This is a genomic window from Sphingomonas sp. NY01, assembly GCF_038809135.1.
Lineage (GTDB): Bacteria > Pseudomonadota > Alphaproteobacteria > Sphingomonadales > Sphingomonadaceae > Sphingomonas > Sphingomonas carotinifaciens.
This window is the reverse complement of sequence record NZ_CP101722.1, coordinates 3,162,660-3,184,835: the sequence shown is the minus strand read 5'-3', so window position 1 is coordinate 3,184,835 and position 22,176 is coordinate 3,162,660. Positions and strand designations below refer to the sequence as shown.

General features: G+C 68.1%; 15 protein-coding genes and 1 pseudogene. 2 read left to right on the top strand and 14 right to left on the bottom strand.

The window, feature by feature from the left end; all coding sequences use genetic code 11:
• Positions 1 to 55: 55 nt before the first annotated feature.
• The 5 genes from NPJ82_RS15385 to NPJ82_RS15365 all read right to left on the bottom strand — a co-directional run bounded on the left by NPJ82_RS15385 (position 56) and on the right by NPJ82_RS15365 (position 8,975).
• Positions 56 to 1,849: a glycoside hydrolase family 9 protein gene (locus NPJ82_RS15385; protein ID WP_342657899.1), complete on the bottom strand. Its 1,794-nt coding sequence runs from the start codon at positions 1,847 to 1,849 to the stop codon at positions 56 to 58.
• The gene (locus NPJ82_RS15380) at positions 1,846 to 3,063 is read right to left on the bottom strand and encodes an ROK family transcriptional regulator (protein ID WP_149681485.1); all 1,218 of its coding nucleotides are present in this window, start codon (positions 3,061 to 3,063) and stop codon (positions 1,846 to 1,848) included. The genes NPJ82_RS15385 and NPJ82_RS15380 overlap by 4 nt, the downstream gene beginning before the upstream one ends.
• A 136-nt stretch (positions 3,064 to 3,199) precedes the next feature.
• Positions 3,200 to 4,663 (bottom strand): carboxylesterase family protein, encoded by a 1,464-nt coding sequence (locus NPJ82_RS15375; protein ID WP_342657898.1) that lies wholly within the window; start codon positions 4,661 to 4,663, stop codon positions 3,200 to 3,202.
• On the bottom strand, positions 4,660 to 5,418 hold the full coding sequence (locus NPJ82_RS15370) for a GDSL-type esterase/lipase family protein (RefSeq protein WP_342657897.1): 759 nt from the start codon (positions 5,416 to 5,418) through the stop codon (positions 4,660 to 4,662). The genes NPJ82_RS15375 and NPJ82_RS15370 overlap by 4 nt, the downstream gene beginning before the upstream one ends.
• A 134-nt stretch (positions 5,419 to 5,552) precedes the next feature.
• The gene (locus NPJ82_RS15365; RefSeq protein WP_342657896.1) at positions 5,553 to 8,975 is read right to left on the bottom strand and encodes a LamG-like jellyroll fold domain-containing protein; all 3,423 of its coding nucleotides are present in this window, start codon (positions 8,973 to 8,975) and stop codon (positions 5,553 to 5,555) included.
• A 208-nt stretch (positions 8,976 to 9,183) separates the two neighbouring features.
• Between NPJ82_RS15365 and NPJ82_RS15360 the strand changes: the two genes are divergently transcribed.
• Positions 9,184 to 11,625, top strand: coding sequence for a glycoside hydrolase family 3 N-terminal domain-containing protein (locus tag NPJ82_RS15360; protein ID WP_342659036.1), 2,442 nt, complete (start codon positions 9,184 to 9,186; stop codon positions 11,623 to 11,625).
• A 331-nt stretch (positions 11,626 to 11,956) separates the two neighbouring features.
• On the opposite strand, the gene NPJ82_RS15355 is transcribed toward NPJ82_RS15360, so the two are convergent.
• Positions 11,957 to 12,403, bottom strand: coding sequence for an Lrp/AsnC family transcriptional regulator (locus NPJ82_RS15355; protein ID WP_342657895.1), 447 nt, complete (start codon positions 12,401 to 12,403; stop codon positions 11,957 to 11,959).
• A gap of 127 nt (positions 12,404 to 12,530) precedes the next feature.
• Between NPJ82_RS15355 and NPJ82_RS15350 the strand changes: the two genes are divergently transcribed.
• The gene (locus tag NPJ82_RS15350) at positions 12,531 to 13,430 is read left to right on the top strand and encodes a PhzF family phenazine biosynthesis isomerase (RefSeq protein ID WP_342657894.1); all 900 of its coding nucleotides are present in this window, start codon (positions 12,531 to 12,533) and stop codon (positions 13,428 to 13,430) included.
• 266 nt (positions 13,431 to 13,696) lie between these two features.
• Here the strand turns inward: NPJ82_RS15350 and NPJ82_RS15345 are convergent, their stop codons facing one another.
• The 8 genes and pseudogenes from NPJ82_RS15345 to rbfA all read right to left on the bottom strand — a co-directional run bounded on the left by NPJ82_RS15345 (position 13,697) and on the right by rbfA (position 22,142).
• On the bottom strand, positions 13,697 to 14,938 hold the full coding sequence (locus tag NPJ82_RS15345) for an adenosylmethionine--8-amino-7-oxononanoate transaminase (protein ID WP_342657893.1): 1,242 nt from the start codon (positions 14,936 to 14,938) through the stop codon (positions 13,697 to 13,699).
• A pseudogene (gene bioD, locus NPJ82_RS15340) lies at positions 14,935 to 15,545 on the bottom strand (dethiobiotin synthase). The gene NPJ82_RS15345 and the pseudogene bioD overlap by 4 nt, the downstream one beginning before the upstream one ends.
• Positions 15,542 to 16,651 (bottom strand): 8-amino-7-oxononanoate synthase, encoded by a 1,110-nt coding sequence (locus NPJ82_RS15335; RefSeq protein ID WP_342657892.1) that lies wholly within the window; start codon positions 16,649 to 16,651, stop codon positions 15,542 to 15,544. Before NPJ82_RS15335 ends, bioD begins: the two are co-directional and overlap by 4 nt.
• A 351-nt stretch (positions 16,652 to 17,002) precedes the next feature.
• On the bottom strand, positions 17,003 to 19,366 hold the full coding sequence (gene pnp, locus NPJ82_RS15330) for a polyribonucleotide nucleotidyltransferase (RefSeq protein ID WP_342657891.1): 2,364 nt from the start codon (positions 19,364 to 19,366) through the stop codon (positions 17,003 to 17,005).
• Positions 19,367 to 19,548: 182 nt separating this feature from the next.
• Entirely contained in the window at positions 19,549 to 19,818 is a 270-nt protein-coding gene (gene rpsO / locus NPJ82_RS15325; protein ID WP_112381587.1) for a 30S ribosomal protein S15, read from the bottom strand.
• A gap of 12 nt (positions 19,819 to 19,830) precedes the next feature.
• Positions 19,831 to 20,802 carry a tRNA pseudouridine(55) synthase TruB gene (truB, locus tag NPJ82_RS15320; RefSeq protein ID WP_342657890.1) on the bottom strand — a complete coding sequence of 324 codons (972 nt, stop codon included), beginning with the start codon at positions 20,800 to 20,802 and terminating at the stop codon, positions 19,831 to 19,833.
• 26 nt (positions 20,803 to 20,828) lie between these two features.
• A complete protein-coding gene (locus tag NPJ82_RS15315) occupies positions 20,829 to 21,407 on the bottom strand; it encodes a thymidine kinase (protein WP_342657889.1) in 579 nt (192 codons plus the stop codon).
• 348 nt (positions 21,408 to 21,755) lie between these two features.
• A complete protein-coding gene (rbfA, locus tag NPJ82_RS15310; protein ID WP_112381582.1) occupies positions 21,756 to 22,142 on the bottom strand; it encodes a 30S ribosome-binding factor RbfA in 387 nt (128 codons plus the stop codon).
• Between the last annotated feature and the right edge of the window lie 34 nt (positions 22,143 to 22,176).

The following is a 22,176-nucleotide window of genomic DNA, read 5'->3' as shown; positions in this document are numbered from 1 at the left end:
GGTCGGCGCCGGCGAGGAAAGGGGGCGGCGGGCCGATGGGTCCGCCGCCCTTTTTCTATGGGGCGGTCGCATCCAGGAAGGCGGCGGCCCAGACCATGGGTGCGTTCCAGTTGATCGCGACCTCGTTCATCGTATAGCTGCGCCAATCGTCCACCCAGCAGGTCTGACCGGTGCAGCGGCCCTTCAGCGGGGCGGCCACCTCGTCGTTCATCGCGGTGGAATTGGGGCCGCCCGAGACGACACCGGGCGGGGGCAGCGGATAGCGCGGGTCGGCCGCCTTGGCCCAGAAGCGGTGGTGCGGCTGCATCATCGGGCGCGCGCCCATGCCGGTGACATAGGACTGGTCGAGCGGATTGCGGCCGAGCAGATAGTCGATCACGCCGACCACCGCGTCGCGGTAGCGCGGATCGCGGGTGATCTGCCATGCGGTGCCCAGCAGCATGGCGCGGTTGAGCAGATCGGAGTTCGAGCCCCAGCCGTAAGCGGTGCCGGCAAAAGGCACGCCGTAGCCGTTGCTGTCCTGCTCCTTCACCAGCCCGTCGGCGAGGGCGGTGATGCGGGACTGCAATGCCTGGCGACGGTCGGGGGACAGCGCTTGCGGGTCGGTGGCGAGCGTCAGCAGGCCGGCGAAATCGGTCTTGCCCCAGGACAGCGCGAAGGCGGGGGCGGCGAGATAGGGGGAGCCCTCCACCACCTCGCGGAAGCGCGCCTCGCCGGTGGTGGCGAGCAGTTGCGCGGCGGCCCAGAAGCGCTCGTCCGACCAGTCCTTGTCGCCGTAGCCGCCGCTGCCGGCGAAGTCGGAGCTGGCGGGGATGGCGGGGTTGCGGGCCGCAGCGTCCCAGGCGCGGATGGCGGCCGCCTGCGCGCGGGCGGCGAAGGCGGGGTCGATGTCGCGCCAGATGCGCGCGGCCTGTGCGGCGACCGCGGCGAGGTTCAGCGTGGCGGCGGTGGAGGGGGGGTAGAGCCGGCGCGGCTGCCGGTCCTCGTGCGGGGCGAGGGGCAGGCCGGTCCAGGCGATGTCCGCGACCTTGGTATGCGCCATCCCGCCCGCATCGATCGTGCGGAAGCCGGAGGCGGGGGCGCCGGTATCGGTGACGGTGGCGACCGTCACCCGCTTGCCACCCGGGATCTGCATGGCGAGCAGGAACTCGACCTCGACACGCGCCTCGTCGAGCAGGTCGTCGATGCCGTTGCCGGCTTCGGGGATCGGCAGCGCGCCGTCCGCGAACAGCGCCGGGCGCCCCCAGGCGGCGAGGCGTTCGTGAAGGTCGAGCAGCGTCCAGGTGCTGATGCCGCCGTTCACGACATATTTGCCGTGGTCGCCCGCGTCATACCAGCCGCCGGTGACGTCGAGGCTGTAGTCGCAGCCGGGCCAGCGGGCGCCGCGTTGGTCTGGGCCGGCGAAGCAGGTGACGCGCTCTGCGGCGTGGGCGGCGGGGCGGGCGAGGTCGGGGCGCTGGACGTGGGCGGCGAGGATGGGGACGCCGCTGCGCTGTTGGTAGAAGAAGGTGGTGGCCTGGGGGGCGAGGGTGGCGAAGGGGCGGTCGGCGATTGCGAAGGGGCGGCTGGCGGCCGGGCCGACGGCGAGGCGGTAGCCGGGGCCGGGGGCAAGGCTGCGGGGCAGGGTGACGCGGTGGACGCGCGTTCCCGACGCCGGGTCGGGGCCGAAGGGCACCGACCGGCCGGTGGCGACGGTGCGGCCGGCGGCGTCGGTCAGGGTCCAGGGAAGCGGCGCTGTCGCGTCGGTGGCGACGATCGCAGTCTTCGGCCCGCGCGCCTCGAACCCCAGCTGGTCGAGGCGGACGGCGGGGAGCGGGGCGGTGGCGCCGAGGAGTGCCAGAAGGATCAATTGCGGCCTGCCTGTATGAGAATGGCGTCGGAGGGGAGGAGGTGGTCGAGGAAGGGGAGGATGGCGGCCCCGATGGCGGGGGCGTCCTGGGCCATGGCGGCGGGCATGATCCGCGCGCGGGTGGGCAGGGAGACGCCGTCTAGGGCGGCGGTGAGCTGTTCGGCGAGGCGGGCGATGAGCGGGCCGGGGAGGCGCCCGCCGATCAGGATCGCGTCGGGATCGAACAGGCAGGTGATCGCGACGCAGGGTTGCACCAGCGCACGCACCGCATCGGCGATCCAGGCGGCGATCACCGCCTCCTCCTCCTCGCACCCGGTGGGCAGCGCCGCGATCGTCTCGGCAGGGCAGCCGGCCGCGGCGAGGCGGGCGCAGAGCGCCACGAGCGAGACGGTATCCTGCACGATCGCACCCGGATGCGCGCCGCCGGGATCGGGCATCAGCCCGATTTCGCCACTGCGCGCATGGGCGCCGCGGTGATAGGTGCGGTCGATCACCGGACCGCCGCCAAGCCCGGCGCTGATCAGCAGATAGAAGAAGCTGGGATGGTCAAAGGCGGGGCCATACTGCGTCTCGCCGAGCGCGGCCGCCGCCGCGTCATTGTCGCGGTGGATCGACCAGGGAAGGACGGGCCCGAGCAGGGCGACGATATCGGTCTCGTTCCACGCCTCATACCCGTCCGGTTGATGCGGCATGCGGATGCGGCCGAGATCGTCGGGCATCGCGACGCCGACACCCAGCACCCGATCGCGGTCGATGTCGCCGGCCGCGATCGCGCCGTCCAGTTCGGCCTGAACAAAGGCGACGACCTCGTCGGGCCGGGCAAAGGCGATCTCGCGGGTGATGCGGCTGCGCACCTCGCCGGTTAGGTCGAGGGTGACTAGCGTCAGGTGATCGCGGTCGATGTTGAGCCCGATGCCGAACGCACCGTCAGGTGCGACCTGGAGACGCAGCGCAGGCTGGCCGCGTCCGCCCTGGCGACGACCGGCGGTACGCACCAGCCCCATGTCGATCAGGCGCCCGGTGATGTTGGCGATGGTCGGAGCGGTCAGCCCGGTCTGCTGCGCGATCTCGACACGGGTGGTGTCGCGGTTGAGCCGGATCGCCTGGAGAACGGTGCGCAGGTTGTAGTCGCCGGCGCGTTCGAGATTGGTGCCGGACAAACCCCGCGACAGCCGCGCCGCCCGTGCCTCCGCACCGACCGATTCAGGCCGCATATCCCTGGTAATCGCCAGTCCCATCCCGCTCTCCCCATATTCTCCCCACGCTTACTAGCTTCGCGGGACGCCCCTTCGGGTCAACATCTTTTATAGACCTGCACGATACCAAAACCCTACCTTTTGGGAATAGCGTTCATGGCACGGATCGTAACGCGCAGATCGGGCGCAAATCCGCCGTCGCGGTCGTCTGTGTCTGGCCAAAGGACAGATAGGCGCGGGTCTTCACGTCATAAGCGGGCCAGCGCGGCAGGCCGGCGCCGTTGGGATCGCCGGTCTTCACGAAGTTGAGCCAGTAATGCGCGACCGGCGGCGCACCGGGCGCGGGCAGCGCGAAGACCGAGGCGAGTTCGCTGGCATGGCTGACGCTGCCGCCCGGTGGGGCATAGTCGAACTGATATTGGAAAACCGGCACGCCGCGCGCGGCATTGGCGGCGGATATCGCGATGGTCGGGCAGCGAAAGGTGAGGTCGTTGGCGAGTTGCAGCGTGACGTCGCCCAAGCGGGGATCGTCGATCGGGGTGCCGCCGGGTTGCAGCCCGTAAAAGGCGAGCGCCCGCGCGGCCCCGGCCCCGAATTCGCGGCGCACCGTATCGGCGGCGGCGGGCAGGCCGCCGTGCAGCGTCAGTTCCCTGGCGTTGACGCCGATCAGGAGCGGGCCGCGGTGGAAGCGGCCGGCGGCGATGGCGGTGGCGGGTGCCTCGCGCAGGAAACGGCCGTCGACCACGGCCTGCAGCCAGATGAAGCTGGCATCGGCGAGGCCGGGGACGGCGGTGCCCTGATCCGCGGCGAGCAGGCGGGCAACGGGGACTGCGCGCAACGCGGCGGCGGAGGCACGGTCGGACAGGCCGGCACGCCGGGCGATGATGGTGCCGACGACCTCGTTCTGGCGGAGCGAGCGGGCCGGCACGCCGAAGCCCGGTGTGCCACTTTCCGCGATGGCGCGGGCAAACAGTGCCTGCGACGCCGGGGCAAGCCGGTGCAGGCCGACATCCTGCGCACCCGCCGATTCGCCGGCGATCGTGACGCGCGCGGGGTCGCCACCGAAGGCGGCGATGTTGCGGCGGACCCAGTCGAGTGCCGCCTGTTGATCCATCAGCCCGTAATTGCCGGACGTGCCGCCCTGTTCGCGGGTAAGCGCGGGATGCGACAGGAAACCGAGCGCGCCCAGGCGGTACTGGATCGATACCAGCACGATGCCCTGATCGGTGATGCGCGATTCAACCGTGCCGCCGCCCGATCCGGCGCGGTTCGATCCGCCGTGGATCCAGACCATGACCGGCAATCTGGCGTCGCGGGCGAGGCGGGGCGTGCGGATGTCGAGGAACAGGCAATCCTCGTCGCCGCTTTCGGCCGCGCGGCGGTTCCATTCGCCCGACATGGTCTGCGGGCAGGCGGCATGTTCGGCGACGGCCGCGCGCGGGGTGGTCCAGCGCACGGGGCGTGCGGGCGGGCGCCAGCGCCGGGCGCCGACCGGGGGAGCGGCATAGGGGATGCCGCGAAACACCGCACCGGCACCATCCGCTTCCCCGCGGACCGGGCCGTCGTCGGTGGCGACCACCGGCCCGGCGGCGGCAAGTGCAAGTGCAAGGGCGATCATCGCACGATCGCGCGCGGAGCGGGTTTGGCGAGCGCGGCCTTGAACGCGGCGTCCGCCACCGGCGCCATCGCGGCATAGCCCGCCTTGTTGGGGTGAACGCCGTCATAGGTCATCGATGCGCGCAGCGCCTGACCGTCGTGCAGGACGGACCAGTAATCGGCATAGGTGTTGCCGGTCTTCCTGGCGTAATCCTTCAGCCAGGCGTTCATCGCGGCGATCTTCGGCGCGGTGTCGAGGCCGGGGCGCCAGGGGAAGCCGTCCGCCGGCGGGATCGAGGCGAAGATGACGCGGATGCCGTGCGCGCGTGCCAGCTCGGCCATCGACATGATGTTGGCTTGCGTCTGTTCGGGCGTCATCGGGCCGGTGTTGCCGGCGATGTCGTTGGTGCCGGCCATGATCTGCACCACCGCCGGCTTCAGGTCGATCACGTCCTGACGAAAGCGGAGCAGCATCTGGGTCGTCGTCTGCCCGCCGATGCCGCGGCAGATGCGACCGGGGGTGAAGAAGGCGGGCACCATGTCGAACCAGCCTTGCGTGATCGAATCGCCCATCATGACGATGCGCGGCGCACCAGGCGTCGGGCGAAGCGCGGCATTGTCCGCCTGATAGCGCTTCAGATAGCCGAAATCGGTGTGGAGTCGTTCTTCCCATTCGCGTTCCCACTGGCTCTTCTGCTCTGCGGTGGGAGTGGACTGGGCGGATGCCGGGGCGACGATGGTTGCGGCGAGCAGGGCGGCGATCAGGTGGGTCTTCATGGTTTCTCCCCCAAAGGACGTTTCTTTGTCGATCACCCTCACCCTTCCGCGGCTTTGCCGCTCCCTCCCTCTCCCACCGGGCGAGGGAAGGGGCCCATCGGCTCTGCCGATGGGAAGGGTGAGGGTGGCCGCTGCTATTGGCCCAGTTCCACGCGTGCTTTGGCGACGTTCCAGCCGCGCAGGGTGATGCCGGCGCGCTCGGCCTTGGCCGTCGGGTAGCGGACCTCGATCGTGCGGGTCTCGCCGGGCAGCAGCGAGACATAATTGTCGGTGAAGAAGGCGGGCAGCACCTGCTCGCCATTCTGGTTCATCACCGTCAGCTTCGCCTCGATCGCCGGCGTCGGCGTCTGGTTGGTCAGGGTGAGCGCGGCGATCGTCTCGTCGCCCTCGACGCGGGTGGCGACGCTGGTGTTGAGGCTGACCGGTGCCATGTCGTTCATCGCGCGGTAGCCCGCATCGTCCCTGGCCTGCCAATAGGTGTTGGTGGACAGGACCTGTCCGCCCGCATCGGTCGCCTCCAGCCGGACGATGGCGGGCCCGCGCTGGAGATGCTGGGCAAGGTCGAGCGTCAGCGCCGGGGTCGCCGTCTCGCCGCGTGCCTCCAGCTTGGCCTCCTGTTCGGCGAGCGTGCGGTTGTCGAGGCTGACGACGCGGGCGCGCACCACCACGCCCTTCAGCGCGTCGCGGCCGTTATTGACCAGCACGACGCGGTAATCGGGCAGGTTCATCTGGACGTGGACCGGCTCCGACGCCTTTTTGACGCCGTAGAAGGCGGCATGGGTGTCGTAGTCCGACGAGAAGATCTGCCACGCCGAGGACGGCCAGGCGGGCTGCGTCATCCACAGCATGCGGCCCGAATTCTCCGTCCACAGGCCGGCGTTCATCCCCTCGAAGATGGCGCGGTAGGACTCGTACTGGAGCATCTGCGCCTTGCGCTCGAAATCCTCCAGGCTGGTGCCGGGGCCGAAGCGGCGGTCCAGCACGTCGGTGAAGGTCTTGACCGCGCCGTTCCCGGTCTGGTGCCAGTCATGATAGGCCCAGGTGTCGCTGATCGGCCAGCGATCCGGTTCTGGAATGGCGCGCCGCCACGCCTCCAGCGTGGGCAGCGAAGGGGTGCCGACCTCCACCGAGAAGCCCTTGGCATGCTCAGTGAAATATTCGACCGGCGGGCGCCAGTTATAGGGGCCCGAGTTCTGGAGGTTCACCCGGTTGGACGAGCCCATGTAGAGGCGGGTGCCGTCGGCCGAATTGACCAGCTTTTCCAGCGCCTCGTTCAGAAGCGGCTGGGGCACGCCCTCGTTGCGGCCGAACCAGACGACGATCGAGGGATGGTTGCGATAGCGGCGCACCACATCGGCCGCGTTCGCCAGGAACAGTTGCGGGTCCTGCGTCTCGATATTGTAGTCCTGGGTCGATTCCCAGAAATCGGACAGCACCATCAGGCCATATTCGTCGGCCAGGTCGAAGAAGCTGTCCTCGGTATTCTGGCCGACCCAGTTGCGCACGATGTTGAGATGCGCGTCGCGATGCAGGCGGAACATCGGTTCCAGATGCGCACGGTCGATGCGCTTCATGAAGTCGTCCATGCCGATATTGCCGCCGCGCGCGGCGATGCGCACGCCGTTGACGCGGATGACGAGATGCGGGGCGAGGCGGGGATCGTCCTGCACGGGGGTGACCGCGGGCGACTTCTCCGCGCCGGGGACGAGGCTGGCCGTCCAGCCGTTCGTCGTCTTCCGGATGCCGGTATGGCTGCCGTCGACGACCTGCTGGCCGAGCGCGCGGGCGCGGGTGAGATCCAGCCCCACGCGCTCCAGATCGCCGTCCGCGTCCATCAGCGAGATGTCGTACGTCACCTGGCGCATGCCGAAGCGCGTCTTTTGCGTGTCGCTGGCCGTGCCGTTCACGATCGCGGTCAGCGTCAGGTCGTGCAGCGCCGGGTCGCCGTACCCGTTGGGCCACCACAGGCGCGGGTTCTTGACCGCAAGCTGCGCGAATTCGCGCGGGGTCATCGACACGTTGACGGTCTGGCCGGCGCCGACCTGTACCTGCTTTTCGACCACGACGTCGTCGAACACCGCGCGCACGGTGGCGGCGACCGCCTGGTCCGAGGTGTTGGTGACGGGGGTGACGATCTCCACCTCCGCCACCGAATTGTCGGGCTTGGGCAGGCTGGTGACGATCTGCGGATCGCCGATCGTGGCGGGGCCGGTGGCGGCGAGCAAGACGCCCTGCCACAGCCCGGTGTTGCGATCGCGGATCGAGGGGATCCAGTCCCAGCCCTCGGTCGCGACAAAGGTGGGGCCGTCCAGCATCATCATGCCGCCATTCTCGCCGACGCCGGCGGTGAGCGACTCCTCATGCGCGATGCCCGGGTGCGGCGGGGGCGAGACGCGCACCGCGACCGCGTTGCGCCCGGCCTGGAGCGTGACGGGGAAGCGGCCGCGGATGAAGGCGCCCTTCATGGTGCCGATACGCTGGCCGTTCACCCAGACCTCCGCGGCGTAGTTGACGCCCTTGAAGGTCAGCCACTGCTTCAGGCCGGCGGCCTCGGCCGGTACATCGAACTCGGTGCGGTACCAGTAATCCTGGCGCGCGAGGCTTTCCGGGATGGCAAGGTTGTTGAGGCCGTAGGCGGGGTCGGGATAGACGCCGCGATCGACCAGCGTGGTCAGCACGGTGCCGGGCACGGTGGCGGCATACCATTTGCCGGTGTCGTAGCCGGGGCGCGACAGGTCGGAGGCTTGCGCGGCGACCCTTGGCGCCTCGATCAGGCGCCAGCCGGCGACATCCCACTGGTTGGGGCCGGTGGCGACGAGGGCCGGGCCCTTGGGCTCGGGCTTGGCCTTGCCCTCGGTGGGGATCGGCGCCCTGGACTGGGGGAGCGTCCAGGCGTCCTGCGGCGCGGTCTGGCCGTACATCTGGCGGACCTGCACGGGCCAGTCGGGGCTGCCGGTCTGGAAGGCGATGCGCGACGGGTCGGGCGCGCGGCGGGCGAGAAGGCGGATGGCGACGCCGTCCAGCGTGCGCGGGTCGAGGCGGAAGTCGCCGACGCGGCCGACGAAATAGGGCGCGGTACCCGCCACCGCCGGGCGCGGGGCGAAGGTCGCGGTGGCGGGCACGGCGGCGGCGGCTATGCGGCGCTGCGTCACCTGGCGGCCGTTGACGTAGAGGCGGGCGACCGCGCCGTCATAGCTGGCGGCGATGTGCATCCACTTGTCGCGATCGGGACTGGCCCCGCCGGTCAGCGTGCCGCCCTCCGTGATCAGCGCGGGGTCGCCATCGACCAGCGCGAGATAGCGATGCGCGCCCGAGGCGGGGTCGCCGAAGCCCGCGATCAGCACCGTGCCCTTGTTCGGCACCTGGCGCGGCTGGATCCAGCCGGCCATCGTCCAGTTGGTGGCGGCAATCGGCGTCGGCGCGATCGTGCGGGTATAGGCCGCCCCGCCCGCGGGCAGATCGACATGGATCGGACCCAGCGACTGGGCGGTGGCAAGCGCGCTCCACGCCAGTGCTCCACCCGAGACCAGCCCCGCAATCCAGCGCCTGCGCATCATCCATTCCACTCCCTGATCGACCCGGCGGCTTATGCCCCAATTCGTGCGCAGATGAAGCACGCACGCAGCCAAAAGCCAAATTGAATTATGAATTGTTGACAGCGGCCATGCCTGCCCGTCATCTGCCCGCCGCTGCCGCAACCCGAGACGGCACCAGGGAGAGTTCAGAATGCGCGCGAAGTTCAAGGCTTTGGTGGGCGTGGCCGGGATGACGGCCTGCGCGATCGGTGCGCCCATCGCGGCGCAGCAGGCAGCGGCACCCAATGCCTCGGCGGTGGCCAATCCGGCCAACTGGCCGCAATTGCCGATGAAATTGAAGCGCGATCCCAAGGTGGAAGCGCGCGTCGAGGCGACGCTGGCCAAGATGTCGGTCGAGGACAAGGTCGGCCAGCTGATCCAGGTCGACATCGCCAGCATCAAGCCGGCCGATCTGGAAACCTACAAGTTCGGGTCGATCCTGAACGGCGGCAATTCCGCGCCGAACAACGACGAACTGGCGCCGGCCCCGGAATGGCTGAAGCTGTTCGACGCCTTTTACGATGCGTCGATGAAGCGCAGCGACGGTCGCCCCAAGGTGCCGGTGATCTGGGGCACGGACGCGGTGCACGGCGCGAACAACATCGTCGGCGCGACGCTGTTCCCGCACAATATCGGCCTGGGCGCGATGCGGAACCCCGATCTGGTCCGCAAGATCGGCGCGGCGACCGCCGCCGAGACCGCGGCGACCGGCATCGACTGGAGCTTCGCGCCGACGGTCGCGGTGGTGCAGGACGACCGCTGGGGCCGCACCTATGAGAGCTATTCGGAAGAGCCCGAGGTCGTCGCCGCCTATGCCGGCGCGATGGTGGAGGGCATCCAGGGCACGATCGGCCGCGACTTCATGAAGCCGGGCCATGTCATCTCCTCGGTGAAGCACTTCCTGGGCGATGGCGGCACCGGCGGGCGCGACCAGGGCGACACGCGCGTGTCGGAGGCGGTGCTGCGCGACGTGCACGGCGCGGGCTACATGACCTCGCTGCCCGCCGGCGCGCTGACCGTGATGCCCAGCTTCTCGAGCTGGAACGGCGAAAAGATGACCGGCAACAAGAGCATGCTGACCGGCGTGCTGAAGGATCGCTGGGGCTTCCAGGGCTTCACGGTCGGCGACTGGAACGCGCATGGCCAGGTGCCGGGCTGCACCAACGAGGACTGCGCGGCGGCGATCAACGCGGGCCTCGACATGTTCATGTATTCGGGCCCGGGCTGGAAGCAGCTTTACGCCAACACGCTGCGCGAGGCGAAGGACGGCACCATCCCGCGCGCACGACTGGACGACGCCGTGCGCCGTATCCTGCGCGTCAAGGTGATCGCCGGCACGTTCGATGCGGGCCGCCCGTCGGCACGGCCGCTGTCCGGCAAGTTCAACCTGCTCGGCGCAGCCGAACACCGCGCGATCGCCAGGCAGGCGGTGCGCGAATCGCTGGTGCTGCTCAAGAACAATGGCGGCGTCCTGCCGCTGAAGCCGAGCGCCAACATCCTGGTCGCCGGTGCCGCGGCCGATGACATCGGCCAGGCCTCCGGCGGCTGGTCGATCACCTGGCAGGGCACCGACGTGTCCAACAAGGATTTCCCCAACGGCCAGTCGATCTGGTCGGGGATCGACCAGGCGGTGCGCGCAGGCGGCGGCAAGGCGACCCTGTCGCGCGACGGCAGCTTCACCGCCAAGCCCGATGCGGCGATCGTGGTGTTCGGCGAAAAGCCCTATGCCGAGTTCGCCGGCGACCGTGCGACGCTGGAATACAGCCCCGAGGACAAGTCGGATCTGGCGCTGCTCAAGAAGCTGAAGGCGGCGGGCGTGCCCGTGGTCGCGGTGTTCCTGTCGGGCCGGCCGATGTGGGTGAACCCGGAGCTGAACGCGGCCGACGCGTTCGTCGCGGCGTTCCTGCCGGGCACCGAGGGCGGCGGCGTCGCCGACGTGCTGGTGGCGGGCAAGGACGGTCGGCCGGCGCACGACTTCAAGGGCAAGCTGTCCTTCTCCTGGCCCAAGCGCGTCGACCAGTATGTGCTGAACCGGCGTGACGCCAATTACGACCCGCTGTTCCCGTTCGGCTATGGCCTGACCTATGCGGCGGGCGCCACCGTGCCGGTGCTGGACGAGACCAAGCCCGACGTGGCGGCGGGCGATGCCAGCCAGTTCTTCGGACGCGGTCGCGCGGCGCCGGGCGTGATGCTGGAGGCCGGCGGCGCGCTGACCAGCGCGCGGGTCGACCGCCGGGCGCAGGAGGATTCGCTGCGCTTCGTGTTCAAGGGCGGCGGCGATGGCCGGGTGGCGCTGGCCGCGGGCACGCCGCGCGACCTGAGCCGTGAGGCCAATGGGCAGTTGAGCCTGGTGGTCGAATACCGCGTCACCGCCAAGCCGCAGGGCCCGGTGATGCTGGCGATGGAGAATAACGGCAAGTCGGCCGCCGTGCCGATCACCGCCGCGCTGAACGGTGCGGGCAGCGACTGGACGACGCTGGCGGTGCCGTTGTCCTGCTTTGCGTCGAAGGGCGTCGACATGACCAAGGTGGCGCGCCCCCTCGTGCTGACCAGCGGTTCGGCGCTGGGGATCGACATCTCCGACGTGCGGCTGGCGATGGCGCAGGGGCCGATGGCCTGCCCGTCGAAGTGAGGTGATGGGGGCCCTCTCTCCGGTGGGGAGAGGGCCTCGTCCATGCAGACGGCGATCTTGCGGGGGCGGGAATATCACTCGATGCGTTCAGTTCGCCTGGCTCGCTGTGCCAGCCAGGTGTGGCTCAGCGCGGTCGCTCTCGGCTCGAGTTTACGGCATCTGCCCGATCGAGGGAGAGCCCGTTGTCGCCTTCAGTGTTCCCGGTTCTCCATGTCCGACCGCTCATTTCGGGAAAAGGCATTCGGGAACACGTTTCGGGAAAGTGGCGCCTCTCACGTTCGCGATCGTCCAGCAGTCACGGCTTTCCCGTTGGAGGTTCCCAATCGGGAAACTAAAACGGTGGACGGCGCGAAGGTATGGGTTTGCGATGCACGATGCTGGTTCTCGTGCGAGCTACATTGTGAAGCGGCTCAAGAATGCGATCCAGATCGCCCACGTCTTTTAAGACGAAGCGCGCGACGAAGCAGTCATTTCCCGTGACAACGGAACATTCCAAAACCTCTGGTATGTCCCGCAAAATCTGCTCGACCTCCTTGAGCCTGCCCGGAAGAGGTTCGACGTTTAATATCGCTTCCAGCATAAAGCCGAGTGCTCTCGCGTTCAACCTGATGCTGAACCCTTCGATAATCCCGGTGTCTTCCATCCTGAGGATGCGTTCGCGCACCGCCGGCGCTGTCAGCCCCACCTTGGAGCCGATGGTCCGAAGGCTCGTGCGAGCGTCGCTTAGCAGGGTGTCTATGATCAATTGATCGAAGTTATCTGGAGCCGACTTTAGCATGTAAGCCATTTAGTGGAATGGGCCTAACAAAATCAAGCAGAAATGCCATTATGGCCTTACGTCCGCATGGTACACCGTGAGGCCCGCCCTCTAGGATATGCTGATATTCTCAGGGAGTATCTAGGACGTGACGGCACAGGCGACGGATGATCGAACCACTGCACCCGTTGGTGGCATGGAGGTCGATGTGCAGCGATACGCTGCCTTCGCTGTGGGAAACCAAGGCGGCAACCCGGCCGGGGTCGTAATTGGTGCCGCATTGCCGACGGTGGAATCGATGCAGGCTGTCGCCGCAGACGTCGGTTATTCCGAAACGGTATTCGCAGCGCGACAAGGCAGCGAGTTTCGTGTGCGCTATTACTCCCCCGAGGCGGAGGTGCAATTCTGTGGTCACGCGACCTTGGCGCTCGGCGCGGCGCTGGCGGATCGATACGGCGACGGCATCTTCCAGCTGGCGCTCAACAGCGCACAGATCACCGTAGAGGGGCGGCGGACGGCAGACGGGGCATGGGCAGCGCTTCAATCCCCGCCAACATCCAGTCGAGCGGCGTCGTCAGCTATGGTGACAACCGCTCTCGACCTATTTTCCTACGCTCAAGACGATCTTGATCCGAGGCTATCACCGGCGGTGGCCCATGCTGGGCTGGATCACTTGGTGATTGCCTTGAAGGATCGGACTGCGCTGAGCGCCATGCATTATGATCTTGGTGCGGGCCGCGAGTTCATGCGACGCGAGGGGATCGGCACGGTCAGCTTGATCTATGCCGAGACAGCGACCGTCTTCCATGCTCGCAATCCGTTCGCCATCGGTGGTGTTTATGAAGACCCGGCAACGGGCGCTGCCGCTGCCGCGCTCGCAGGTCTTCTACGCGATGTGCAATGGCCGCACGGCGGGAAAATCAGAATCTCACAGGGTGAAGATATGGGTCAACCTTGCGAGCTGGTCGCGGAGATCACGGACGTTGCAGGCGAAAGCATCCGCGTATCGGGGTTGGCTTATCCTATGACGGATCAGTTGCTGGGCTGATAATCTGTCGACCGATCGCGACGGGGAAGACCATAAGCCGGATAGGCGTTGCGATTGGTCGTTACCGACCTTTAGTCTTTCCCAATTCACCATGGTTTGCGAGAACGACGATTGCGTTTGCGAAGACGGAGCGGTCAGGCACTCCTCGCTGGGGGAACGGAGCAGGCGCAACGGGAGCAACCTAAATCGCCGGATGTCTTTCGATATGCGGTTGTCCCCGCTACGCTGGGCGAACGGATGTTGGATCAACCCGATACGATCCTGCTCTACACGACCATATCCAGCGCTTCGCCGATCGCGTGCCAGACGCGGGCGAGGTCGTCGCCTGCGATGCTGTAGGGCGGCATGACGTAGAGCGTGTTGCCGAGCGGGCGGACGAGCAGGTCGCGGTCGCGGAAATGGGCGAGCAGGCGGGGCGCCAGGTCGGACAGATAGCCTTCGTCATGCCCCACCTCCAGCGCGGCGATGGTGCCGAGCTGGCGGGGATTTGCTGCGCGTGGATGCTGCGCAGCATCGGCGAGGTGGGCGGCCTGGCGCGCCGCCAGCGTCGCGATGCGGTCCGCCACCGGCTCTTCCCGCCAGATCGCGAAATTGGCGCGGGCGGCGGCGCAGGCGATCGGGTTGGCGGTGTAGCTGGAGGAATGGAAGAACTGGCGCGACCGGTCGGTCGATCGGTGCGCCTCGAAGATCGCCTCGCTGGCCAGCGTGACGGCGAGCGGCACCGCGCCGCCGGTCAGCCCCTTGGACAGGCACAATATGTCGGGCACCACGCCCGCCTGTTCGCAGGCGAACAGCGTGCCGGTGCGGCCCCATCCGGTCATCACCTCGTCGGCGATGAACAGCACGCCGTGACGGGCGCAGATCGCCCGCATTTCGGCCAGCACGGCGGGCGGGTAGATCAGCATGCCGCCCGCGCCCAGCACCAGCGGCTCGACGATGAAGGCGGCGGCGCCCTGCCGGGCCTGTGCCTCCAGCGCGTCGAGCGTTGCCTGATGGTCGGTGGGGAAGGGGATGGTGCCGACATCGAAGAGCAGCGGCGCATAGGGGCGGTTGAACACGCCGCGCGCGCCGATCGACATCGCGCCGATCGTGTCGCCGTGATAGCTGTGCTGCATCACCAGAATGCGCTCACGCGGCGCGCCACGGTTCGCCCAGAAGCCGAGCGCCATCTTCAGCGCGACCTCGACCGCGGTGGAGCCGGAGTCGGAGAAGAAGACGCGGGTGAGTTCGGGCGGGGTGAGGCGGATCAGTTCGGCGGCGACGTCCTCGGCGGGCTCGTGCGTCCAGCCGGCGAAGATGATCTGATCCAGCGTCGCGGCCTGCTCGGCGATGGCGGCGGCGATGCGCGGGTGGCCATGGCCGTGCGTCGTCACCCACCAGGACGAGATGGCGTCGACGATGCGCCGCCCGTCCGCGGTGTGGAGGATCGCGCCCTCGCCATGTGTGACGCGCGGGATCGGCTCGTTCAGGCCATGCTGGGTGAAGGGGTGCCAGACGGGGGAGGTCATGCGCAAAGGCTCGGAAAAGCGGCAGCGAAGGCGTGCGCGAGTGTCGCCGGGGTGAGCGGGGCGAGGCGGGGCAGGCGACCGAGACGCTCGACCTGTGCGATGTCGGCGATCGTCGCCTCGCTGTCCTCGACCGGATCGCCGACAAAGGCGATGCCGTGGACCGACACGCCGCGCGCGCGCAGTGCCTCGATCGAGAGCAGGCTGTGGTTGATCGTGCCGAGCCCGGTGCGCGCGACGAGAATGACGGGGATCTGCCACGCGGCGAACAGGTCGGCGAACAGATGCCGGCGGGTGACGGGGACGAGGACGCCGCCGGCACCCTCGATCACCAAGGGACCAGCGACGGCGGGGGGTGTCAGCGCGGCGGGATCGATGGTGACGCCGTCCAGCTCGGCCGCGCGGTGGGGGAGCAGGGGGTGGCCAGGCGCCACGCGGACGGGTGGATGCGCGCGCCGGGCGCCAGCGTGGCGACGGTATCGGCATCGGCCCCGTCCTCCAGCCCGGCCTGGATCGGCTTCCAATAGGTCGCGCCGAGCGCGCCGGCGAGGCCGGCGGCGAACACGGTCTTGCCGATCTCGGTATCGGTGCCGGTGACGATGAATTTCATGGCAGGACCTGGGGGAGGAGGGTGGCGAGAGCGGCGAGGTCTTCGTCGCGGACGTTGAGGGTGATCGACAGGCGCAGGCGGGCGGTGCCCGGAGGGACGGTGGGCGGGCGGATGCCGCGTATGTCGAAGCCGTGCGCCTGAAGGGCGGCGGCGGTGCGCATGGTGGTGCCGTCCTCGCCGAGGATCAGCGGCATGATCGGGGTGCCGGTCGGGGTGGCGCCATGGGGGGCAAAGAGCCGTCCGGCGGAGGCGATGCGGGTGTGGAGCGCGGCGCGGCGTTCGGGTTCGTCGCCCAAGATGCGCAGCGCCTCGCGCACGGCGCTTGCCATCAAGGGCGAGGGCGCGGTGGAGAAGATGAAGCCGCGGCCGCGATTGACCAGAAAGTCGCGCATCACCGCCGGACCGGCGACCAGCGCCCCCTCGCACCCCAGGGCCTTGCCGCAGGTGTGCAGCGTGATCGTGCGCGGCGAGGGGGTGGCAAGGCCCTGGCCGTGGGTACCGAAGACGCCGGTGGCATGGGCCTCGTCGACCAGCAGCACGGCGTCGTGGCGCTCGGCAATGGCGGACAGGTCGGCGAGCGGGGCGGTGTCGCCGTCCATGCTGTAGAGGCTTTCCACCGCGATCCAGGGCGTGCCGGTATTGCCGGCCGCGCGCCAGTCGCGGATCGCGACCTCGGCGGCGGCGGCATCGTTGTGCGGGACCTCGATCGCGGGCGCGCGCGCGAGGCGCAGTCCTTCGCGGGCGCTGGCGTGGATCAGCGCGTCGTGGACGATCACGTCGCCGGGCTGGGGCAGGGTGGCGAGCAGCGCGACGTTGGCGGCATAGCCGCTGGAAAAGAACAGGCAGGATTCCGCACCCAGAAAGGCGGCGGCCTCCGCCTCCAGCGCCTCATGTTCGGGATGGTTGCCGTGGAGCAGGCGCGAGCCGCCCGCGCCGACGGGAACGCCGCGCGCGATGGCATCGGTGACGGCGGCGGCAAGCCGCGGGCTGGCGGCGAGGCTGAGATAGTCGTTGGAGGCGAGATCGACCGCCAGGCGGGGCTGGAGTGTGCGCAGCCGGTCGCGCGCGGCCAGCGCGGCGAGGTCCTGCTGATGAAAGGCGAGCATGGCGGGCGCCTTATAGCATCGCGGGCGGTGGCGGAATCAACTTTGCCGGGGGTGGGGGCGTCAGGTCGATGCGGAGCCCGTTCAGCCGCGTACCGGGAGACACGGCGCCACGTGCGGCCCTGTCTCGATACAAGCTCTCGCTACGCTCCTGCGGAGCTACTCGATCTTTACTCGACACGAACGGCTTGGGGGTGAGGTGTCGGTCCATGGGCAGGGGCTTCGACTTCGCTCAGCCCGAACGGATGGGGTTTGCAGGAAGAGTTCAGGGTGCGGCACATACGAAAAAGGCCCGGCGAACCGGGCCTTTTCCATTTGCGATGTCGCGGTGCGTCCTTTCGGGCGCACCCGTCATCAGTCGCGGTCGCCGGTCAGGAAGGCGGGGGCGAATTCGGGCGCGGGGCCGTCATCACGGCCGCCGCCGTTGCCGCCATTGCCGCCTTCGCGACGCGGGCCGCGATCACCGCGGTCGCGGCGCGGGCCACCCCGACCACCTTCGCGGCCGCCTTCACGGTCGCCGCCCTCGCGACGGGGGCCACGGCCACCCTCACGATCGCCGCGCGGACCGCGGTCGCCGCCTTCGCGCGGGGCGCGGGCGGGACGGGTGTCTTCCAGCTCGGCACCGGTTTCCTGGTCGACGACGCGCATCGACAGGCGGACCTTGCCGCGCGGATCGATCTCAAGGACCTTTACCTTGACCTGCTGCCCTTCGGACAGGACGTCCGCGACCTTTTCGACGCGCTCGTTCTTGATCTCGGAGACGTGGACGAGACCGTCCTTGCCGCCCATGAAGTTCACGAACGCACCGAAATCGACCAGGTTGACGACCTTGCCGTCATAGATCTTGCCGACCTCGGCCTCTTCGACCAGGCCCTTGATCCAGGCGATTGCCGCCTCGATCTGCGCCGGATCGGACGAGGAGACCTTGATCACGCCCTCGTCGTCGATGTCGACCTTGGCGCCGGTCGTCGCGACGATCTCGCGGATCACCTTGCCGCCGGTGCCGATGACTTCGCGGATCTTGGACTTGTCGATCGAGAAGGTCTCGATGCGCGGCGCGTGCGCCGACAGCTCCGAGCGGGTCTCGCCCAGCGCCTTGGCCATCTCGCCCAGGATGTGCGCACGGCCTTCCTTGGCCTGTTCCAGCGCGACCTTCATGATCTCCTCGGTGATGCCGGAGATCTTGATGTCCATCTGGAGCGCGGTGATGCCCTCCGACGTACCGGCGACCTTGAAGTCCATGTCGCCCAGGTGATCCTCGTCACCCAGGATGTCGGACAGCACGGCGAAGTTCTTGCCCTCCAGGATCAGGCCCATCGCGATGCCCGAGACCGGGCGCTTCAGCGGCACGCCGGCATCCATCATCGACAGCGAACCGCCGCAGACGGTGGCCATCGAGGACGACCCGTTCGACTCGGTGATGTCCGAGGTGACACGGATCGTGTAGGGGAACTCCTCCTTCGAGGGCAGCACCGGGTGCAGCGCGCGCCATGCCAGCTTGCCATGGCCGATCTCGCGGCGGCCCGGCGCGCCGAAGCGGCCCACTTCGCCGACCGAATAGGGCGGGAAGTTATAGTGCAGCATGAAGTTCTGATACGACAGGCCGTTCAGGCCGTCGATCATCTGCTCGGCATCCTTGGTGCCCAGCGTCGTGGTCGCGATGGTCTGCGTCTCGCCGCGGGTGAACAGCGCCGAGCCGTGTGCGCGCGGCAGGAAGTGCACTTCCGATTCGATCGGACGCACGGTCTTCGTGTCGCGGCCGTCGATGCGGCGGCCGTTCTTCAGGATCGCGGAGCGCACGATATCGGCCTCGAGCTTCTTCACCAGCTTGAGCGTGCCGAGATACTGGGCCGGATCGCTTTCCTTCAGGTCGGCGAAGGCGTCGCGCGCCTTGGCGCGGGCCTCGTTCAGCGCGGTCTGGCGGGCCTGCTTGTCGGTCAGCTTGTAGGCCGCCTCGACATCCTTGCCGATCGCCTTCTTCAGCTTGGCCATCGTGTCCGACTTGTCGGCGACGGGGGCCAGTTCCCACGGATCCTTCGCCGACTGCTCGGCCAGGTCGATGATCGCGTTGATCACCTGCTGCGACGCCTTGTGCGCGAACATGACCGCGCCCAGCATCACCTCTTCCGACAGCTCCTTGGCCTCGGATTCGACCATCATCACCGCGTCGTGGGTGGCGGCGACGACCAGGTCCAGCTCGCCCGCGATCGCCTCTGCGTCGGTCGGGTTGAGCTGATATTCGCCATTCTGGTAGCCGACGCGCGCGCAGCCGACCGGGCCCATGAAGGGCACGCCCGAGATGGTGAGCGCGGCCGATGCGGCGATCATCGCCAGGATGTCGGGCTCGTTCTCGCCGTCATAGGACAGCACCTGCGCGATGCAGTTGATCTCGTTGTAGAACCCTTCCGGGAACAGCGGGCGGATCGGGCGATCGATCAGGCGGCTGACCAGCGTCTCACGCTCGGTCGCGCCACGCTCGCGCTTGAAGAAGCCGCCGGGGATGCGCCCCGCGGACGAGAACTTCTCCTGGTAATGGACGGTGAGCGGGAAGAAATCCTGCCCCTCCTTGACGGTCTTGGCGGCGGTCACGGCGCACAGCACCACGGTTTCGCCCAGCGTCGCGATGACGGCGCCGTCGGCCTGGCGGGCGACCTTGCCCGTTTCGAGGGTCAGCGTCTTGCCGCCCCACTCGATTGCCACCTTCTTGGTATCGAACATGCTATTTCCTTACTCCGGCGGGCCTATCCCGGCCGGGGCCTATGAGGGAGCCAGTAGTGGCTCTGGTGCGGGGCCGAATTGCCCCGCTTGCCTGTGTGCTCCGGACTTCGCAGCGCCGGAGGATGCTGGTTAGACTAAACGTGTTTCGGCGATAAGAAAATGGCGCCCGAAGGCGCCATTTTTTACTTGCGAAGGCCGAGCTTCGCGATGAGGGCCAGATACCGCTCGCCATCCTTGTGGCGGAGATAGTCCAGCAGGCTGCGACGCTTGTTGACCAGCATCAGCAGGCCGCGGCGCGAATGGTTGTCCTTCGCATGGCCCTTGAAGTGCTCGGTCAGGTTCTTGATCCGCTCGGTCAGGATCGCGACCTGAACCTCGGGCGAACCCGTGTCGCCTTCGGCGCGGGCATGATCCTTGATGAGTTCCTGACGGCGCTCGGCAGTGATCGACATCGTTGATCCTTTCTAATCGAGGTTGAAGCCACGCAAGACCCGGACTTCGCCGTTCGCGATCTCGACCAGTGCCACGGGCACCTGATCAAGCGTTGCGAGCGTCATGCCGTCCTGCATGGCGATCCCGGCCAACACACGCCCCTGACGGAGCGCCCCTGCCTGGTCGGGGGAGAGCGCAAGAGCCGGGATGTCGTCCAGCCCCGCACTCAGCGGCAGGAGTATCTGTTCAAGGGTGCGCGCCTGCCCCAATTCGTTCAATTTGTCCAGCGTAATCGCATTTTGCAGCGTGAATGGCCCGGCCTTGGTCCGGCGCAGCATGGTGACATGGCCGACGGTGCCGAGCGCCAGCGCGATGTCGCGCGCCAGGCTGCGGATATAGGTGCCCTTGGAGACATGGGCGGTGAGGGTGATCTCCTGCAACTCCTCGTCGGGCTGGCCTGGGGTTTCAGGGCCTTTGTCTTGTGCCTCGATCCGTTCGTGCTGAGCGAACGGATGGTGCGGACCGGCGTTTGTTTTCGGCACGTGGAGTCGGTGCACCGTCACGCTGCGCGTCGCCAGCACCACCTCCTCGCCGGCGCGGGCGAGGTCATAGGCGCGCTGGCCATCGACCTTCAGCGCGGAATAGGCGGGGGGCATCTGCTCGATCGCGCCGGTGAAGCGCGGCAGCACCGCGTCCAGCGCGGCGCGGGTGGGGCGGGTGTCGCTGGTGGCGACCACCGCGCCCTCCACGTCCAGCGTCGCGGTCTGCGTACCGAAGCGGATGGTGAAGTCGTACACCTTGTCGCTGTCGAGCAATCGGCCGGCAAGTTTCGTCGCCTCGCCGATCGCGATCGGCAGCACGCCGGTCGCCAGCGGATCGAGCGTGCCGCCATGCCCGACCTTCCACTTGCCATAGCCGCCCTGGCGCAGCACGCGCTTGACCGCGCTCACCCCTTGCGTCGAGCCCATCTCCAGCGGCTTGTCGAGAATGATCCATCCATGCATGGCGCGGGGGCCTAGCGGCACGGCGCTCAGTGCGCCAGCGCCTCGCAGAAATGGCGGCGGCACAGCGCGACATAGCGTTCGTTGCCGCCGATCTCGGTCTGGCGGCCTTCCGCGATCGCCCGGCCGTCTTCATCGACGCGCAGGTTCATCGTCGCCTTGCGCCCGCACATGCAGACCGACTTTATCTCGATCAGCGCATCGGCGAGCGCCAGCAGCCGCGCCGAGCCCTCGAACAGCGCCGCCCGGAAATCGGTGCGCAGCCCGTAGGCGAGCACGGGGATGTTGTGCACGTCCGCCAGCCGGGCGAGCTGATCGACCTGCGTCGCGGTCAGGAACTGCGCCTCGTCCACGAACACGCAGGCGATGGCGCCCTCGGCGTGGCGATCCAGCACGCAGCGTTCGATATCGGTGGTGACGTGGAAGGGCGTGGCCGTCTGCGACAGGCCGATGCGCGAGGTGATCGTGCCATAAGCGAACCGGTCATCGATCGCGGCGGTGAACAGCATCGTGCGCATGCCGCGTTCGCGATAGTTGAAATCGGCCTGGAGCAGGTTGGTCGATTTGCCCGCATTCATCGAGGCATAGTAGAAATAGAGCTTGGCCATCAGGCGCTCGATACCGCAGGTCGGGTGGTTCGCGTAGAGGCAGATTGACGCTGTCACCTCATGACAGCGGCTTGCTCCGGCTCGTCAGGCGGACTCGCGTGGGGCGCAGCGATGCACCGATCCGATGCACGGCGTTGCTGCTATTCCCGAAGAACGGGTATGTAGTCTGCAGGAAGTGGCGGACAGGGCTCGATGAGGATGCCCTCTTCCACGGCGCTTATGCGGAGTGGCTGACCCGCCTGCCAGCCCAGTCGTGTCAGCGTTTCGGGCGGGAGTGTGACGGTCCCGTCATCGTCCATGATAGCATATGTGCCCATGGACGTATGATGATCGCGCGCTTGTGGGCCGTCAATCCTCGCCCAGATCGCGCGCCACGTCGGGCGAGCGGAGGATGGCGTCGATATGGCTGCCCTCGTCGAAGCTTTCGTCCGCCAGGAACTTCAGCTTGGCGGCGTATTTCATCTTCACGCGGGTGGCGACCTCGCGTTGCAGATAGGCGGTGTTGGTGCGCAGCGCCTTCAACACGGCCTCCTCGTCCTTGCCGAGCAGGGGTTTCACGAAGACGGTGGCGTGGCGCAGGTCGGGGGACATGCGGACCTCGGTCACGCTGACCATGTGCTTGGCGAGCGTGTCGTCATGCACGTCGCCGCGCTGGAGCACTTCCGACAGCACATGGCGCACCTGTTCGCCGACGCGCAGGGTGCGGACCGATTTTTCCTGGGGATCTTTGTTCATGGCTTTTGTCCGTTACCTGCCCCTCCGCGTGCGG

Excerpts from the sequence above, each read along its gene's own strand:
- NPJ82_RS15380 (WP_149681485.1), bottom strand. The coding sequence starts at position 3,063 with ATGCGGCCTGAATCGGTCGGTGCGGAGGCACGGGCGGCGCGGCTGTCG.
- NPJ82_RS15375 (WP_342657898.1), bottom strand. The coding sequence starts at position 4,663 with ATGATCGCCCTTGCACTTGCACTTGCCGCCGCCGGGCCGGTGGTCGCC.
- NPJ82_RS15370 (WP_342657897.1), bottom strand. The coding sequence starts at position 5,418 with ATGAAGACCCACCTGATCGCCGCCCTGCTCGCCGCAACCATCGTCGCC.
- NPJ82_RS15365 (WP_342657896.1), bottom strand. The coding sequence starts at position 8,975 with ATGATGCGCAGGCGCTGGATTGCGGGGCTGGTCTCGGGTGGAGCACTG.
- NPJ82_RS15360 (WP_342659036.1), top strand. The coding sequence starts at position 9,184 with ATGACGGCCTGCGCGATCGGTGCGCCCATCGCGGCGCAGCAGGCAGCG.
- NPJ82_RS15355 (WP_342657895.1), bottom strand. The coding sequence starts at position 12,403 with ATGCTAAAGTCGGCTCCAGATAACTTCGATCAATTGATCATAGACACC.
- NPJ82_RS15345 (WP_342657893.1), bottom strand. The coding sequence starts at position 14,938 with ATGACCTCCCCCGTCTGGCACCCCTTCACCCAGCATGGCCTGAACGAG.
- NPJ82_RS15335 (WP_342657892.1), bottom strand. The coding sequence starts at position 16,651 with ATGCTCGCCTTTCATCAGCAGGACCTCGCCGCGCTGGCCGCGCGCGAC.
- pnp (WP_342657891.1), bottom strand. The coding sequence starts at position 19,366 with ATGTTCGATACCAAGAAGGTGGCAATCGAGTGGGGCGGCAAGACGCTG.
- rpsO (WP_112381587.1), bottom strand. The coding sequence starts at position 19,818 with ATGTCGATCACTGCCGAGCGCCGTCAGGAACTCATCAAGGATCATGCC.
- truB (WP_342657890.1), bottom strand. The coding sequence starts at position 20,802 with ATGCATGGATGGATCATTCTCGACAAGCCGCTGGAGATGGGCTCGACG.
- NPJ82_RS15315 (WP_342657889.1), bottom strand. The coding sequence starts at position 21,407 with ATGGCCAAGCTCTATTTCTACTATGCCTCGATGAATGCGGGCAAATCG.
- rbfA (WP_112381582.1), bottom strand. The coding sequence starts at position 22,142 with ATGAACAAAGATCCCCAGGAAAAATCGGTCCGCACCCTGCGCGTCGGC.